This is a genomic window from Dolichospermum sp. UHCC 0406, from assembly GCF_009712025.1.
GTDB lineage: Bacteria > Cyanobacteriota > Cyanobacteriia > Cyanobacteriales > Nostocaceae > Dolichospermum > Dolichospermum lemmermannii.
Genome location: NZ_VILA01000031.1, coordinates 1 through 15,340, shown reverse-complemented (window position 1 = coordinate 15,340; position 15,340 = coordinate 1). Strand labels below are relative to the sequence as shown.

Annotated in this window: 13 protein-coding genes, 1 tRNA gene and 1 pseudogene; 11 read left to right on the top strand and 4 right to left on the bottom strand. The window is 39.1% G+C overall.

The annotated features are described in order from the left end of the window. Positions 1 to 46: 46 nt before the first annotated feature. Positions 47 to 120: transfer RNA gene (locus FJR09_RS22825), tRNA-Arg, on the bottom strand. 254 nt (positions 121 to 374) lie between these two features. Here FJR09_RS22825 and FJR09_RS22820 point away from each other — a divergent pair. The 5 genes and pseudogenes from FJR09_RS22820 to FJR09_RS22800 all read left to right on the top strand — a co-directional run bounded on the left by FJR09_RS22820 (position 375) and on the right by FJR09_RS22800 (position 5,977). Then, positions 375 to 554 (top strand): hypothetical protein, encoded by a 180-nt coding sequence (locus FJR09_RS22820; protein WP_148279071.1) that lies wholly within the window; start codon positions 375 to 377, stop codon positions 552 to 554. Positions 555 to 666: 112 nt separating this feature from the next. Then, positions 667 to 1,535 (top strand): annotated as a pseudogene (locus FJR09_RS22815) (hypothetical protein). Positions 1,536 to 1,553: 18 nt separating this feature from the next. After that, a complete protein-coding gene (locus FJR09_RS22810; protein WP_041458114.1) occupies positions 1,554 to 2,582 on the top strand; it encodes a transposase in 1,029 nt (342 codons plus the stop codon). 198 nt (positions 2,583 to 2,780) lie between these two features. Next, positions 2,781 to 4,694: a sulfite reductase, ferredoxin dependent gene (sir, locus tag FJR09_RS22805; protein ID WP_015081220.1), complete on the top strand. Its 1,914-nt coding sequence runs from the start codon at positions 2,781 to 2,783 to the stop codon at positions 4,692 to 4,694. 407 nt (positions 4,695 to 5,101) lie between these two features. Further along, positions 5,102 to 5,977, top strand: coding sequence for an NAD(P)-dependent oxidoreductase (locus tag FJR09_RS22800; RefSeq protein ID WP_168651143.1), 876 nt, complete (start codon positions 5,102 to 5,104; stop codon positions 5,975 to 5,977). A 104-nt stretch (positions 5,978 to 6,081) separates the two neighbouring features. Here the strand turns inward: FJR09_RS22800 and miaB are convergent, their stop codons facing one another. Next, positions 6,082 to 7,443: a tRNA (N6-isopentenyl adenosine(37)-C2)-methylthiotransferase MiaB gene (gene miaB / locus FJR09_RS22795; RefSeq protein ID WP_168651142.1), complete on the bottom strand. Its 1,362-nt coding sequence runs from the start codon at positions 7,441 to 7,443 to the stop codon at positions 6,082 to 6,084. Positions 7,444 to 8,388: 945 nt separating this feature from the next. Here miaB and nifB point away from each other — a divergent pair. From nifB to FJR09_RS22765, 6 genes are all read left to right on the top strand, one after another. Continuing rightward, positions 8,389 to 9,828, top strand: coding sequence for a nitrogenase cofactor biosynthesis protein NifB (nifB, locus tag FJR09_RS22790; RefSeq protein WP_015081223.1), 1,440 nt, complete (start codon positions 8,389 to 8,391; stop codon positions 9,826 to 9,828). A gap of 108 nt (positions 9,829 to 9,936) precedes the next feature. Next, complete coding sequence (locus FJR09_RS22785; protein ID WP_015081224.1) at positions 9,937 to 10,281, top strand: DUF362 domain-containing protein; 345 nt, start codon at positions 9,937 to 9,939, stop codon at positions 10,279 to 10,281. Positions 10,282 to 10,566: 285 nt separating this feature from the next. Then, positions 10,567 to 11,832, top strand: a complete 1,266-nt coding sequence (nifS, locus tag FJR09_RS22780; RefSeq protein ID WP_168651148.1) for a cysteine desulfurase NifS — start codon at positions 10,567 to 10,569, stop codon at positions 11,830 to 11,832. Positions 11,833 to 11,926: 94 nt separating this feature from the next. After that, positions 11,927 to 12,826 carry a Fe-S cluster assembly protein NifU gene (nifU, locus tag FJR09_RS22775; RefSeq protein ID WP_168653570.1) on the top strand — a complete coding sequence of 300 codons (900 nt, stop codon included), beginning with the start codon at positions 11,927 to 11,929 and terminating at the stop codon, positions 12,824 to 12,826. Positions 12,827 to 13,037: 211 nt separating this feature from the next. Further along, positions 13,038 to 13,220 (top strand): AAA family ATPase, encoded by a 183-nt coding sequence (locus FJR09_RS22770; RefSeq protein ID WP_041458116.1) that lies wholly within the window; start codon positions 13,038 to 13,040, stop codon positions 13,218 to 13,220. 70 nt (positions 13,221 to 13,290) lie between these two features. Then, complete coding sequence (locus FJR09_RS22765; RefSeq protein ID WP_053540238.1) at positions 13,291 to 13,515, top strand: hypothetical protein; 225 nt, start codon at positions 13,291 to 13,293, stop codon at positions 13,513 to 13,515. Positions 13,516 to 13,610: 95 nt separating this feature from the next. On the opposite strand, the gene FJR09_RS22760 is transcribed toward FJR09_RS22765, so the two are convergent. Together FJR09_RS22760 and FJR09_RS22755 are read right to left on the bottom strand one after the other, a co-directional pair. Continuing rightward, positions 13,611 to 14,111, bottom strand: a complete 501-nt coding sequence (locus FJR09_RS22760) for a DUF5131 family protein (RefSeq protein ID WP_254433198.1) — start codon at positions 14,109 to 14,111, stop codon at positions 13,611 to 13,613. Continuing rightward, positions 14,053 to 14,775, bottom strand: a complete 723-nt coding sequence (locus FJR09_RS22755) for a hypothetical protein (protein ID WP_168654196.1) — start codon at positions 14,773 to 14,775, stop codon at positions 14,053 to 14,055. Before FJR09_RS22755 ends, FJR09_RS22760 begins: the two co-directional genes overlap by 59 nt. Between the last annotated feature and the right edge of the window lie 565 nt (positions 14,776 to 15,340).

Sequence of the window (15,340 nt, the reverse complement as noted above, 5' to 3'; positions counted from 1 at the left end):
ACTATAACCTTTGCGCGTTATTAATAGCTATGTATACCAATTTTAATGGGTACGACAGGACTCGAACCTGTGACCGTCCGCTTAGAAGGCGGATGCTCTATCCAACTGAGCTACGTACCCATGAAGCCTTCACAATCATAGCTAAAATTGTCTAAATAAGCAAGAGAAAATTAAAAATTTCCTAATTTCATTCAGAGGGAACAGGGAACGGGCAACACTTCGACAAGCTCAGTGCATCGCAGGGAACAGAAAAAACTCATGTTTTTAACCGTTTATTTGCCACAGAGATAACCGGGGTATTACAGAAAAATCAATTTCCCGATATATCTGCCGCAAATGCAGTAAAATCTTTCCTAACCGCGAATTTGTCACAGATGAGTAAAATGCCAGCTTGGCAAGAAACTCATGTAATTCTTTTTTTAGAAGAACTGCACAGATTAGGAAAAACATACTTTGGTGACACCAAGAACTATTTATCAGTTGGTTACAAAAATCTCCACTTCATCAGCTTTGGCGTTAAGGTGGATATTGATTTGTTAAAAAACAACTCTTAACTGGCACTTGCCTTTAACTGGCTATTGTCTATCACACAAGTACGTAAATGCCAATTATTTCATCAATTTTGTAAACAATATTACATTCAGAGCATTTACATAGTTAATCTCTATGAGTAAATCTTACGACAACTCATCTGATCTCAAGCCCACCTACTTAACTACTCAAAACCTTGTTCTTTGCTGTTTTAGCTGGGCTGTTTTAGCATTGTTATACTTTTTGTTGTTCAGTGCCAAAATCTCTGACCCAGAGCAAGCAGGAATAGAAGTTCGCGCCCAGTGGTATGTAATTGGTACAAATATTTTTGAAGCTGTGGCTTATTTGGGTGCAAGTCTCTTATGCTGGAGGAACTGGCGGAGTACCCAAATGGTTAGTAGTGGAAAAGTCTGGCTCTCAATCGGGTTAGGAATGTTTGCTTATTTTATAGGTGGACTCGTTTTCGGCTATATAGAAATCGTCCTAAAACAAGAGCCAGATGTATCTATTGCTGATATATTTTTTGTCCTCACATATTTATGTTTAGGGACTGGTATGGCTTTAGCCTTGCTTTCTCGCCGCATTCATCTAGACCCATGGCAATGGCTAATTGTAGCAGCAGTTGGCGGATTAGGCAGTTTTCTCCCTTGGTTGATTGCTCAAAAAGAGCAAACATCAACTGAACAGATAGCCTTTTTTCTCAACTTGTTTTACATAGTTAGCGATGTGGCATTATTAATTATTGCCACAACTATGCTGCTGGCTTTTTGGGGACGTAAAGTCTCCTTGTCTTGGCGAATGATTGCCGCAGCCGCATTTTCGCTCTACATTGCAGATATGCAGATATGTGGTTTAAATTCGCCCAATGACCTAATTATCAAAGTGGAGACATACTAGAAGTATTCTGGGTGTTTAGTGGAGTGTTATTCGGTCTGGGTGCTGTTCTAGAATATGACGCATCATTGAGTCTTAAAGGCCGAGACCGTGGACGCAAACGAACTTAACAAATTTTGGTGTCTACCGTGAGAAAATTAACAGATTCTGACAAACAAGAAATTCTCAAGCTATATCGAGAAACTGCGGAAACAACCTCGACTTTAGCAGAACGCTATGGTGTGAGTAACTCTACAATTAGCCGTCTGCTTAAAAGTACCTTACCAGAAGAAGAGTACGAATTTCTCGTCTCTTTAAAACGTGCTGCTAGAACCCCTGAAGGCAGAGCGCAGGTAAGTTATGAGCAGTTACCGCTGTTGACCCAACCACCATTGCTAGTAGAGGCTTCTAGCAGCGTCAGCAGTGGTGGGGAGTTATTGAACCCAAAAGTAGAAAAGCCCACAATAGAAGCAGAAGCATTACCAAAACCAGAACCAGAGAATGATTTTGATTTTGATCAACCGATTCCGGCTAATAGACGGGTGAAAACACGCTCCTCAGCAGTGGAAAAACCCAAGCTTCCTGTTATCAAGGAAACTCCTATTGTCAAAGAACTGGAAATTGTTAGACACAAGCCAACGGAAACGCCCATTGTCCCCAAACCAAAGATAGAGGTAGAAACTCGATATTCACAGCCGAGTCTGTTTGCGGAAATTCTCGATGAAGATTTGTTGGATGAACCTGATGATTTAGAAGATGACGATTTAGATGATGATTTGTATGAGGATGAGGAGGACTTTGAGGACGAAGACTATGAAGCTCCAAAACCCCTAGTTACTAGACGGGGAAATGGGGAAGTATCTGTACAAGTTTTACCATTGTCAGTCGCTAATTTACCGAAAACTTGCTATTTGGTAATTGATCGTTCTGCGGAGTTAATTACCCGGCCACTCAAGGATTTTGGTGATTTGGGTCTCATTCCTAGTTTGGAAAATCAACAGAAAACACTGCCAATTTTTGATAACCATCGTGTAGCTAAACGCTTTTCTACTAAGCGCGATCGCGTGATTAAAGTTCCCGATAGTCAAATGCTCCATAAAGCTAGTAGCCATTTACAAGCTAAAGGGATTACGCGACTGTTGATTGATGGTCAAGTCTACTCATTGTCTTTGGTCTAAGGCAATGCGAATATTTGCTGGTTGGAGTAGTTAGCTACTCTAACCGCCGCTTGATCAAGGTGGCCTCTGACCATGTTAAAATCAAAATAATATTCATAATTCCGACTGATTTTAAGTAGTTTATTTAGCCAAATAGGTGCTATTAATTGCTTAATTTTAATTTTGTCTACCGCTTTATTCAGAAACGTATCTACCGTAATGGTTAACACTGCTGCTTCTCCTACGACCAATCGTCAGCCTTCCAAAGTCGAAGGTATCAAAGAAAATAGTAATTTTTTACGTGAACCTGTAGCCACGGAAATCCTTGAGGACACTACCCACTTTAGTGAAGACGCAATTCAGATTCTCAAGTTTCACGGTTCTTATCAACAGGATAACCGTGATAACCGCATCAAGGGTCAGGAAAAAGATTACCAAATGATGCTGCGGACAAAAAATCCCGGTGGTTTAGTACCCCCTGAGCTTTATTTGGCTTTGGACAAACTGGCTGATGAATATGGTAATCATACCCTCAGAGCTACTACTCGCCAAGGCTTTCAGCTACATGGTATCTTAAAAAAGAACCTGAAAGCGGCGATCGCTACAATTGTCGAAAATCTCGGTTCAACTTTGGGCGCTTGTGGTGACATTAACCGCAACGTTATGGCTCCTCCAGCCCCCTTTAAAAATCGCTCAGAATATCAGTATGCTTGGGAATATGCCCAAAATATCGCTGATTTACTTTCTCCCCAAACCGGTGCTTATTATGAAATTTGGTTAGATGGGGAAAAAGCCATTAGCGCTCAAGAACATCCAGATGTCAAAGCAGCCCGACAAACCAACGGTAATGGTACTATTCTTCATGATTCCGTAGAACCCATCTATGGAACTCACTATATGCCCCGCAAATTTAAAATTTGCGTCACAGTTCCGGGAGATAATTCCGTTGATTTATATTCCCAAGATTTGACGTTGGTAGTGATTACCAATAAAAAAGGTGCATTAGCAGGATTTAATATTTTTGCTGGTGGTGGTTTGGGGAGAACTCATAATAAAGAAGAAACCTTTGCCAGAGCCGCTGACCCCATTGGCTATGTAGCCAAAGCTGATGTATATAATCTTGTAAAGGCTATAGTTGCGACACAACGAGATTATGGCGATCGCACGGACAGACGACACGCGAGGTTAAAATACTTAATTAATGATTGGGGTGTAGATAAATTCCGCACTCAGGTAGAAGAATACCTTGGCAAAAAACTCGAACCTTTTAAACCTCTGATCCAGTTTAAATATAAGGACTTCTTGGGCTGGAATGAACAAGGCGATGGTAAACTATTTTTGGGTATTTCCATTGATAACGGGCGTGTGAAAGATGACGGAACATTCCAACTAAAAACCGCTTTGCGGACAATTGTTGAGCAATTTAATCTGCCTATTCGGCTCACAGGTAATCAAAACCTGCTATTTTACGATATTGCACCAGAAGATAAAGCAGCAATTCAAGAGATTCTGGATAAATGTGGCGTTGTTGCTGATCCTAGCCAAATAGCAGCATTAACCCGCTATGCTATGGCTTGTCCGGCTTTACCTACTTGCGGTTTAGCAATCACAGAATCGGAAAGAGCCATTCCTGGAATTTTAGAACGAATTCGGGCTTTATTAGATAAATTAGGTTTACAAAATCAGCATTTTGTGGTGAGGATGACCGGTTGCCCTAACGGTTGCGCTCGTCCTTATATGGCAGAATTGGGTTTGGTGGGTAGCGCTGTGGAGTCTTATCAAGTATGGTTGGGTGGTTCACCAAATCAAACTCGGTTAGCGCAACCTTTTGTGGAAAGACTGCACCACAATGATCTTGAAAGTTTTCTAGAACCGATTTTTGTCTTCTTTAAAAAGTCGCGGACACCGAAAGAAAGTTTTGGGGATTTTTGCGACAGATTGGGTTTTGATGCAATTAGGGAATTTGTGGCTGATTACACACCAGGAGATCCTACTAGCAGCGGTAAGTCCCGTCACCGCATCAGTCTGCGGGATGATTTTTACGCGCAACTCAAGGAAACGGCGGAAAAACAAGAACGACCGATGACTGATTTGGTACATGAGGCTTTGGAGGCTTATTTCCAAACTCTGTAGTCAGATATTCTCACGCATTGGTGTCAACTTAGGTTACAGATACTTCGACAAGCTCAGTACAAGTGGCTTATTTGTTTAGCTTCCACACCCGCCAGGGAATAAATTCCCTGTCTCATAGCTCAAGTCCGTTAAAACGGACTAATAAATTTTCCTAGTATTTAGTCATCTTTTAGATGACTTTCGCTATTAGCAAGGAACTTGAGTTTCTTGCGGGATGAAGATTTTGCGTTAAGTTGACACCAATGATTCTCACGCAAAGGCGCAAAGTTGTTTTTGGGGTTTTTTGCGTGAGATTGAATTACAGCTATTTTTGGGTGAATTAATTACATTTTTCTTTCTCACGCAGAGGCGCAGAGGCACGGAGAGAAATCAAGTTATTGTAGTTGAGAATCAAATATATATGATATATGAAAAAACTTTTAATTACAGGTGTTAGTGGATTTCTAGGTTGGCATCTTTGTCAATTAGCGCAGCTAGGATGGGAAGTTTATGGTACATATCATACCCATTTTCTAGAAATACCTGATATGAAAATGGTGAAAGTTAATTTAACAGACTTTCAGGAATTAAAAGGGATATTTAATGATATCAAACCGGATGCAGTAATTCACACTGCTGCCCAATCTCAACCAAATTATTGTCAACTTCATTCCCAGGAATCTTATAAAATCAATGTTACAGCCTCTTGTGATATTGCGGGACTTTGTGCTGATAATTCTTTACCTTTAGCTTTTACCTCTACCGATTTAGTTTTTGATGGTTTAAATGCACCTTATCAAGAAATAGATCAAGTATCACCTGTTAATATTTACGGTGAACAAAAAGTCGAAGCTGAAGCAGGTATATTAAAAGTATATCCCCAAGCGGCTATTTGTCGAATGCCGTTAATGTTTGGCAGGGAAACACCCACAGCTAAAAGCTTTATTCAGCAATTTATCCAAATATTGAAAGACGGAAAAGAACTAAGTTTATTTATAGATGAATTTCGCACTCCGGTTAGTGCAAATACAGCCGCGAAAGGGTTATTATTAGCTTTAGAAAAGGTTAATGGGATCATTCATTTAGGTGGAAAAGAGAGAATTTCCCGTTATGAATTTGGGAAAATATTAGTTGAAATCTTACAACTTCCAAATGATAAATTAAAATCCTGTTTGCAGGCAGATGTGAAAATGGCAGCACCAAGGCCAAAAGATGTTTCTTTAGATAGTTCCCAGGCTTTTGCTTTGGGTTATCAATCATTATCTGTGAGAGAGGAGTTAGAAATATTAAAATCTACCTGTTAGGGTATGTTAGCGAAGCATAACGCCCCATGCAAAGTCGTTTTTCAGGTTTTTTGCCTGAGATTACGGACGGGGAGTATAGCTGACACCATACTCCTGTATTTTTTTTAAACTGTCACTGGTTGACGAACTTCTACTGCTTCTCCAGTTAAACTAAAAGCCCGAACTTCGGTAATTTTGACTTTGACTATTTGTCCTTTAAGTTCATTAATATTACCAGTAAAGAACGTAAGCCGATTTCCGCCGGTTCTTCCCATGACTTGATTTGTGTCTTTGGTGTTTTGCGCTTCTACTAATACTTCTTCAATGCGGCCAAAGTAACGTTGCGATCGCTCGGCTGCCTTAATATTAACTAAATGATTCAATCTTTGCAAGCGATCGCTTTTTACCTCTTCACTGAGTTGATTATCCCACAAAGCCGCAGGTGTGCCAGGACGGGGTGAATAAGCCGCAGTATTCACTAAATCAAAACCGATATCTTCCACCAATTTCAAAGTATTTTCAAACTGTGTTTCTGTCTCACCGGGAAAACCCACAATCGCATCAGCACTAATTGACGCATCTGGCATATATCCTCTAATAGTATCAATAATCCGGCGATATTTTTCGTGTGTATAACCCCGTGACATAGCTTTTAAAAGCTCATTGTCACCAGACTGAAAGGGAATATGGAAATGTTCGCATACCTTGGGCAAATCTGCACAAGCTTTAATTAATCTTTCTGTAAAATAACGCGGATGACTCGTGGCAAATCTAATGCGTTCAATGCCCGGTACATCATGTACATAATAAAGTAAATCTGTCAATGTGTGCAGGTGACGACCTTCGGGAGTAGAACCGGGTAAATCTCGTCCATAAGCGTCAATATTTTGACCCAAGAGCGTAATCTCTTTGTACCCTTGTCTCGCTAACTGTTCAATTTCGGATCTAACCGCTTCTGGTGTGCGAGACTGTTCCACACCACGGACGTTAGGAACTACACAATAAGTACAACGTTCGTTACAGCCATAAATGATATTTACCCAAGCTGTGACTTGACTATCCCGACGCGGTTGGGTGATATCTTCAAAAATGTGAACTTCTTCAGTAGCGACAACTTGATTACCTGCAAAAACCGACTCTAGCAAATCTTTCAGACGGTTAGCGTGTTGGGGTCCCATGACTAAATCTAATTCTGGCACCCGTCGCAGTAAAGCTGCCCCTTCTTGTTGGGCAACACAACCAGCAACAATCAAAGTTAAATCAGGTTCTTCTTGCTTGCGTTTGGCCTGTCTACCTAAATAAGAATATACCTTTTGTTCCGCATTATCCCGAATGGTGCAGGTGTTGTAAAGGATTAAATCTGCCTGATTTGGGTCTTCTGACCACTCAAAGCCCATGTCCTCTAAGATGCCAGCCATGCGCTCAGAGTCGGCCTTATTCATTTGGCAACCGAAGGTAATAATGTGGTAATGGCGTTTAGTGGTCATTGGGAATTACGCTTAGTTAGTAATGTATATCAAATCTGTTTATTATTCAGTTTACAACTTTTCTGGCAGAAACAGGCTCATTGAACAGAAGTTTCACACCTTTTATATCTATATGGATAATAACAGCTTTCATCACATTTTCCCTAATTTGGTTTGTTCACTATATATATATAGTAGTAATAATCGAAAGTTTATGGCTAACAAAATTATAACTAATCACCAATAAATAATGATCAAAAAATTAAATCTTTTGCAAATTATCTGCATTAATATAGATGATATAGCAAAGGTATATTCCTTATACAGCAAGATGTACAGCTACAATTTATATCATTAATAATCGAAAAATTAAAAAAATATAAATTGCATTTTTACCCGAAAAAAAATGATAGGTTGTATACAGAATTGAATTTCGCTCGGATCTGGAGTAGTCGGATTAGTCTTACTCCAGTTTTTTATCCTCAAATCCCTGATAAACAAGAGTTTTCAGGATAATTTGCCGAAAAGTTGAGTACAGTCGAATATCAAGAAAACCCAATAAAAAGATAGCTGAAATCCTTACAGGTATTGACTTGGAGATGAGTACAAAGAAATCCTGAACCCCTCATGATAAATACTCGTACCCCTCACTATAAATACTCGTACCCCTACCCGAAAAAATCTTTTTTAATTTTTGTATCGTTGCAATGCAAGGATTTAAGGATTTGAGTACAAACATAATAAATCCAATAAGTTCTATCCCCTGTCAACGAAGGGGGGCAAAAAAAAGGGCTGCTATAAATCATTTATCGCCAATCACTTAACGCTCCTTAACAAAACCAAGTTAGCAGTCAAAAGTGAGTGGAGGGATGAGATTAGCACCATGTCTAAAATAATTTAGATATTGGCAGTAGTAAAAGCATCTCCCACAGTGGCTCTCAAGTCCACCTCCAACAGCGAAATTCAATGACACTACCTGCTACAGATATTCTCACCTCCGACTTTGAGAATGCCATTATCGCCCCTGCTACATCTGCTGCTTGCGGTTGCGACAGCACCACAACTCCAGAAATGGATGAAAAACTCATAGAACGCATTTCTAAACACCCCTGCTATAGTGAAGAGGCTCATCATCACTATGCACGGATGCACGTTGCCGTTGCTCCAGCTTGTAATATTCAATGTAACTATTGTAACCGCAAGTATGATTGCGCTAACGAAAGTCGTCCTGGAGTAGTGAGTGAATTACTCACACCGGAAGAAGCTGCCCATAAAGTGTTAGTAATTGCCGGAAAAATTCCTCAAATGACTGTGTTGGGAGTTGCTGGTCCTGGTGATCCTTTGGCTAATCCAGAAAAAACTTTTCGGACTTTTGAATTAATTGCCGATAAAGCACCAGATATTAAATTGTGCTTATCTACTAACGGTTTGATGCTGACAGAACATATTGATCGCATCAAGCAATTAAATATAGATCACGTTACTATCACCCTTAATACCATTGACCCCGAAATAGGTGCAGAAATCTATTCTTGGGTTCACTATAAACGCAAACGTTACAGAGGGATTGAAGGGGCAAAAATTCTTCTAGAAAAACAATTGGAAGGATTGCAAGCTCTCAAAGAAGCTGATATCTTATGCAAAGTTAATTCCGTAATGATTCCCGGAATTAATGACAAACATTTGGTAGAAGTTAATAAGGCTATTCGTGAAAGAGGAGCATTCTTACACAACATTATGCCGCTCATTTCTGCACCAGAACATGGTACACATTTCGGTTTAACTGGTCAACGTGGACCAACAGGAAAAGAACTGAAAGAAGTTCAAGATAGCTGTTCTGGTAACATGAAAATGATGCGCCACTGTCGCCAGTGTCGAGCCGATGCGGTAGGATTATTAGGAGAAGATCGTAGCCAAGAATTTACTAAAGATAAGTTCATGGAAATGGCTCCAGAATATAACTTTGAAACTCGTCAAGAAGTTCACGAAGGGATTGAGAAATTTAGAGAAGAAATTAAGGCTGCAAAAGATAAAGCATCAACTGGCAAAAAATCTGCTAATAGTCCTAAAATCTTGATTGCAGTAGCAACAAAAGGTGGTGGATTAGTTAACCAACATTTCGGACACGCCAAAGAATTTCAAGTTTATGAAGTTGATGGTAATGAAGTTCGTTTTGTTAGTCACCGCAAGATTGATCAATATTGTCAAGGTGGTTACAGCGAAGCAGCTACCGCAGACAATATAATGAAATCAATTGCAGATTGTAAAGCAGTCTTGGTATCGAAAATAGGCAATTGTCCCAAGGAAAAACTAGAAGCAGCAGGAATCCAAACTGTTGAAGCCTATGACGTAATTGAAAAGGTTGCTTTAGAATTTTACGAGCAATATGTTAAGGCTAATGGGTAATGGGTAATAGGTAATGGGTAATAGGAATGGGTAATATGTTCCAATCACCAATCACCAATTACCAATCACCTATTACCTCTTCACCAATTCCCACAAAGGTAAATAATCATGGCTTACGAAATTACTAGCCAGTGTATTTCCTGCAAGTTGTGTTTATCTGTTTGTCCTACCGGTGCAATTCAAGAAGTTGACGGTAATTACTGGATTGACTCGGAACTTTGCACAAATTGCGCTGGTAGTATTCACACCGTACCTCAATGTAAAGCCAGTTGTCCTACTGTTGATGGTTGCGTTAAACAACCTAGTGATTATTGGGAAAGTTGGTTTGCTACTTACAACCGTGTGAGAGCAAAGTTAACCAATAAGCAAGACTATTGGGAGAATTGGTATAAATCTTATTCCCAAAAGATTGCCCAACAATTGCAAAAGCATCAAGGACCAATAGTTATATAGGTGACAGGTAACAGTTAAGAGGAAATAGGAAATAGAGAATATTTATATTTATCTTCCTTCTGAATTTCTGACTCCTGTAAGGGCGAAGCATTGGGAAAATAGTCTTCGACAAAACCGATAATTTATCGCCCCTGTAAGGGCGAAGCATTCAGAAAATAGTCTTGGACAAAACCGATAATTTATCGCCCCTGTAAGGGCGAAGCATTGGGAAAATAGTCTTTGACAAAACCGATAATTTATCGCCCGAATGCTTCGCCCCTACTTTATACTTTTATATGGAAAATCATGCAAAATAATTGTATCTATCTTGATAATAATGCCACCACTAAAATAGATCCTCAAGTTGTTGAGGCAATGATGCCTTATTTGACGGACTATTATGCTAATCCTTCTAGTATGCACACTTTTGGTGGACAACTTGGGAAGGCTGTAAAAATAGCTAGAGAACAAGTTGCTGCTTTACTGGGAGCAGACGAATCAGAAATTGTTTTTACCAGTTGCGGAACTGAGGGCGATAATGCTGCTATTCATGCTGCTTTATTAGCTCAACCTGAAAAACGTCATATCATCACTTCCCAAGTAGAACATCCGGCAGTTTTAAATGTCTGCAAACAATTAGAATCTAAAGGTTATCAAGTTACCTATTTGTCGGTAGATTCTCATGGACAAATGGATTTGAGTGAGTTAGAAGCTGCTCTAACTGGTAATACTGCTTTGGTAACAATGATGTATGCCAACAATGAAACCGGCACGATATTTCCAATTGAAGAAATTGGTGCTATGGTTAAGGAATACGGCGCTCTCTTCCACGTTGATGCAGTGCAAGCGGTAGGCAAAATACCCTTGAATATGAAGACCAGCACCATAGATATGTTAACTATATCTGGTCACAAAATTCATGCTCCTAAAGGTATTGGTGCTTTGTATGTGAGACGTGGGGTTCGTTTCCGTCCTCTCTTAGTTGGTGGACATCAAGAACGAGGACGCAGAGGCGGTACAGAGAACGTTCCGGGAATTATTGCTCTTGGCAAAGCTGCGGAATTAGAACTGTTACATTTAGAAGAAGTATCTCAGAGATTAACAAAGTTGCGCGATTATTTAGAGAAATCTCTTCTATCCAAAATTCCTGACTGTGAAGTAAATGGTGATATCAAACATAGATTACCAAATACTACAAATATCGGGTTCAAATATATTGAAGGTGAGGCAATTTTGCTCTCTTTAAATAAGTACGGTATTTGTGCTTCTTCTGGTTCTGCTTGTACTTCTGGTTCTCTTGAACCTTCTCATGTTTTACGAGCAATGGGTTTACCCTACACTACTTTACATGGTTCGATTCGCTTCAGTCTTTCTCGCTACACAACCGAAGCTGAAATTGATCAAGTAATAGCAGTAATGCCGGAAATTGTTGACCGTCTCCGAGCTTTATCTCCCTTCAAAAATGATAACGCCGATTGGTTACAACAACAATCCGTAGGGGCGAAGCATTCGGGCGATCAATTATCGGTTTCTCCCAAAGGCTTTTCTCCGAATGCTTCGCCCGTACATTAGTCATTAGTCAGTGGTCAGTAGCAAGTAAAAACTGACTGCTGACTAATCAAAAATTACGAATCACCGATCTAAAATCCAAAATCTAAAATTAACTATGTGGGACTACACTGATAAAGTATTAGAGTTATTTTACGATCCCAAAAACCAGGGTGCTATTGAAGAAACTGGCGAAGCTGGTGTGAAACTGGCAACTGGTGAAGTGGGAAGTATTGCTTGTGGTGATGCTTTAAGATTACATTTGAAAGTTGAAGAAGCAACAGATAAAATTCTCGATGCTCGGTTTCAAACTTTTGGTTGTACCAGTGCGATCGCATCTTCAAGCGCTTTAACTGAAATGGTCAAAGGTCTGACTTTAGATGAAGCTTTAGGAGTAACAAATAAGGAAATTGCTGATTATTTAGGTGGTTTACCTCAAGAGAAAATGCACTGTTCTGTTATGGGTCAAGAAGCTCTAGAAGCTGCGATTTATAATTATCGTGGCATTCCTCTAGAGGCACATGACGATGAAGAAGGTGTCCTCATCTGTAGCTGTTTCGGAATAACTGATGCTAAGATAAAGAAAGCAGTTGCACAAAACAATCTCTTCAGTGCAGAGCAAGTAACAAATTATGTAAAAGCTGGTGGCGGATGCGGTTCCTGTTTAACGAAGATTGATGATATAATAAGAGAAGTAAAGCAGGAAGCCGCCAACAAAAATCTCCACAGCTACATGGCGAAAGCTAAAACAGAAATTTCCAGTTCAGAGCCACAAAGACCATTAACTACAGTTCAAAAAATTGCTCTGATTCAAAAAGTATTAGATGAAGAAGTCCGACCTGTTTTAATCGCCGACGGGGGAGATGTAGAACTTTATGATGTTGAAGGCGATAAGATTAAAGTCATTCTTAAAGGTGCTTGCGGTTCATGTTCTAGCAGCACAGCCACTTTAAAGATTGCGATTGAAGCGAGATTACGCGATCGCATCAGTAAAGAAATTATTGTCGAAGCAGTTTAGAAATTAGTCATTAGTCAGTGGTCATTAACAAAAAATAACTGACAACAAACAAAAATCCTACAACCCAATAAACACCATGAACACCACCAAATTTTCTGTAGAGCGATCGCCTCCATAGATAGCGACGTTCTACAAACGCTCACCGCCGTAGAACTTTGGCCGTGAGAACCAGACAAAACCACCAATTAACTAATTCTAGGAAACACGAACAATGACTGAAGAAAAAATTAGACAGATAGCTTTCTACGGCAAGGGCGGTATCGGTAAATCTACCACTTCTCAAAATACTTTAGCCGCTATGGCTGAAATGGGTCAACGCATCATGATCGTAGGTTGCGATCCTAAAGCTGACTCTACTCGTTTTAACAATATGGACACCTCTCACAGCCACTGAGATTTACGTTTACCGCGAACTCCTGTAATCCTGTAATATAGATATCGTCGGTACTAGAGAAACGACAGCTATGAACCCTATTTTGCAACAAATTCAACACCATGCCGCCGCTCTAGAACAAAAAGCACGAGAGAAAACGCCTATCACTTCAAACCAAGTAAGGCGCGAAGGTTTGGCGCAAGCATTGGCGCAGGCGGTGGCGTTAAATCCTTTTGCAGAAATTGCTGATCCAGTTGTTTGGCAGCGTGAACAACGCCAAGATCGCAATTTATTCGGGAGAGACGATGCTGATTGATAGCAATTTGATTATTTATGCTACTCAGCCGCCATATTTTATTTGTATTCTTTGAGTTGCAACTTTTGCAGTTATTTAACCTTTGATTATCTTGATTAGACATTTGGAAACTCCCTAATTTGTAAATCTTCTGGAAATTCAGATAAAATGCCACCTTTTTTATCGCTGATTTTATAGGGTTGGTTATTCAATATTGGTTTAGCACCAAGTTGTTTGATAAATGGAGGAATGTTGGCTTTTTGGCATTGATTTAGGAGCGAACGCAAATGTTCAAGATGAGTAGTTCTAGCATTTGCCCCTGACTCTCCCCCTAATATGACCCAATGTAGTCTGGAAGCGCATTGATCACAAATTGCTACACCACATACAGGATAAGCATCAACACCGTATAGTTGACTTTTTTCCTTTCCGCAACCATCACAGATACCCGCACCAATAAACTCATCCAACCATTCTGATAAATCAATGTCTTCCAGAATCGGTTCACAACTGAGAAACCGAATCTTCGCAGGGGTTTTCAGTAGATAATAAACGTCTTCAGCGTCTTTCTGTGTGCAAACTGAATACCCCAACCATTTTGGCAAAAGTTTTAGCAAAAAAGCTTTTTTGTTTTGGAATACTTACTATGGTGTAAAATTTGTCTGGGTAAGGAACACTGTGTATTTCATAATCAGTCGTTTTATTCATTTCATTGACATACCAATCATGGAACTTTACATACTCTATTATTTTATAATCATTTTCGTTTGTCATTTCAATCCATTTTAAAATAATCATTCTTTCTATTAGTGTTTGATAACCACGCTTGAAAGAATCATTTTCCGAAGAATATAAGGCAAGTTGTTTTCTGTCAATAAGGCGATATCCTTCAATCTTTGTTTCATCCAGACTATCAAGGAGCAAATAGATAAAGTCTTGTTTTGTCCCTTCAATTTGTAATGTATTTATATTTCTTGTCAGAGAAAATGGATAGAAAATTTTGCTAATTCCAATAAAAATAACAGAAATTAATTTCTGAATAGCACCTGATAATGAGCTAATTATATTGGTTATAATGTGTGAGAAAAAAGAAATCTGCCTTGGTAAAAAACTATGCGCCTCATTCCTAATATTTCTAGAAATCATAACAAGAAGATCTTTAAACTTATTGCCATTATTTTCATCAGAATCCATTCCAAACAAGATTGCTATACCATCGACAAGAAAAGCAATTAAAAAGGCCGTAATTGCAAATTGGTCGCCACTTAATAACTTTTCCAAGGGAAATAAGATATAACCTTCTGAGCTTTGCTGTTGTCGTTTTACACCTTCACTAATTACATCGTGAAAATCAGAAATTATTGACTTATTGTCTTTACGAATTGCTGATGCTTGCAGACTTTTAAAATTACGTTTTTTCTTCTCACTATAGTTTTTATTTTCATCATAGGTTTTGATATTTTCTTGATAGTCTTTAATTTTTTTAGTATATTCTTCAAAGCGTTTTACTCTTAATAATGGCTTTAAATTTTCATTTGCTGCATTTAATCTTTCTTTAACATTCTGGCATTCTAGAGATTTTAATGCTTGTGTACAAGTGCTATTCCATGTCGCATCTTCTTTATCAACTTCCTGTTTTCTAGATGGGTAGTCTTTTGATTCTTCAGTGTATTTAGATGAATTAAAAATTTCTGTTGTGATCCGATCACTCTGTTCTATGGCCAGGGGAAACGCATCTAATTTTTTTTGACAAAATGTAACTTCTATGAATAGATAAAAAGGGCAGTATTACCATGTTAATATCAAGCCAATAAATGAGTATGAAGAAAATTTGATGGTAAATTCG

What these genes read in the sequence shown, in the direction of transcription:
- FJR09_RS22820 (WP_148279071.1), top strand. Translation starts at nt 375, where the DNA reads ATGAGTAAAATGCCAGCTTGGCAAGAAACTCATGTAATTCTTTTTTTA.
- sir (WP_015081220.1), top strand. Translation starts at nt 2,781, where the DNA reads ATGGTTAACACTGCTGCTTCTCCTACGACCAATCGTCAGCCTTCCAAA.
- FJR09_RS22800 (WP_168651143.1), top strand. Translation starts at nt 5,102, where the DNA reads ATGAAAAAACTTTTAATTACAGGTGTTAGTGGATTTCTAGGTTGGCAT.
- miaB (WP_168651142.1), bottom strand. Translation starts at nt 7,443, where the DNA reads ATGACCACTAAACGCCATTACCACATTATTACCTTCGGTTGCCAAATG.
- nifB (WP_015081223.1), top strand. Translation starts at nt 8,389, where the DNA reads ATGACACTACCTGCTACAGATATTCTCACCTCCGACTTTGAGAATGCC.
- FJR09_RS22785 (WP_015081224.1), top strand. Translation starts at nt 9,937, where the DNA reads ATGGCTTACGAAATTACTAGCCAGTGTATTTCCTGCAAGTTGTGTTTA.
- nifS (WP_168651148.1), top strand. Translation starts at nt 10,567, where the DNA reads ATGCAAAATAATTGTATCTATCTTGATAATAATGCCACCACTAAAATA.
- nifU (WP_168653570.1), top strand. Translation starts at nt 11,927, where the DNA reads ATGTGGGACTACACTGATAAAGTATTAGAGTTATTTTACGATCCCAAA.
- FJR09_RS22770 (WP_041458116.1), top strand. Translation starts at nt 13,038, where the DNA reads ATGACTGAAGAAAAAATTAGACAGATAGCTTTCTACGGCAAGGGCGGT.
- FJR09_RS22765 (WP_053540238.1), top strand. Translation starts at nt 13,291, where the DNA reads ATGAACCCTATTTTGCAACAAATTCAACACCATGCCGCCGCTCTAGAA.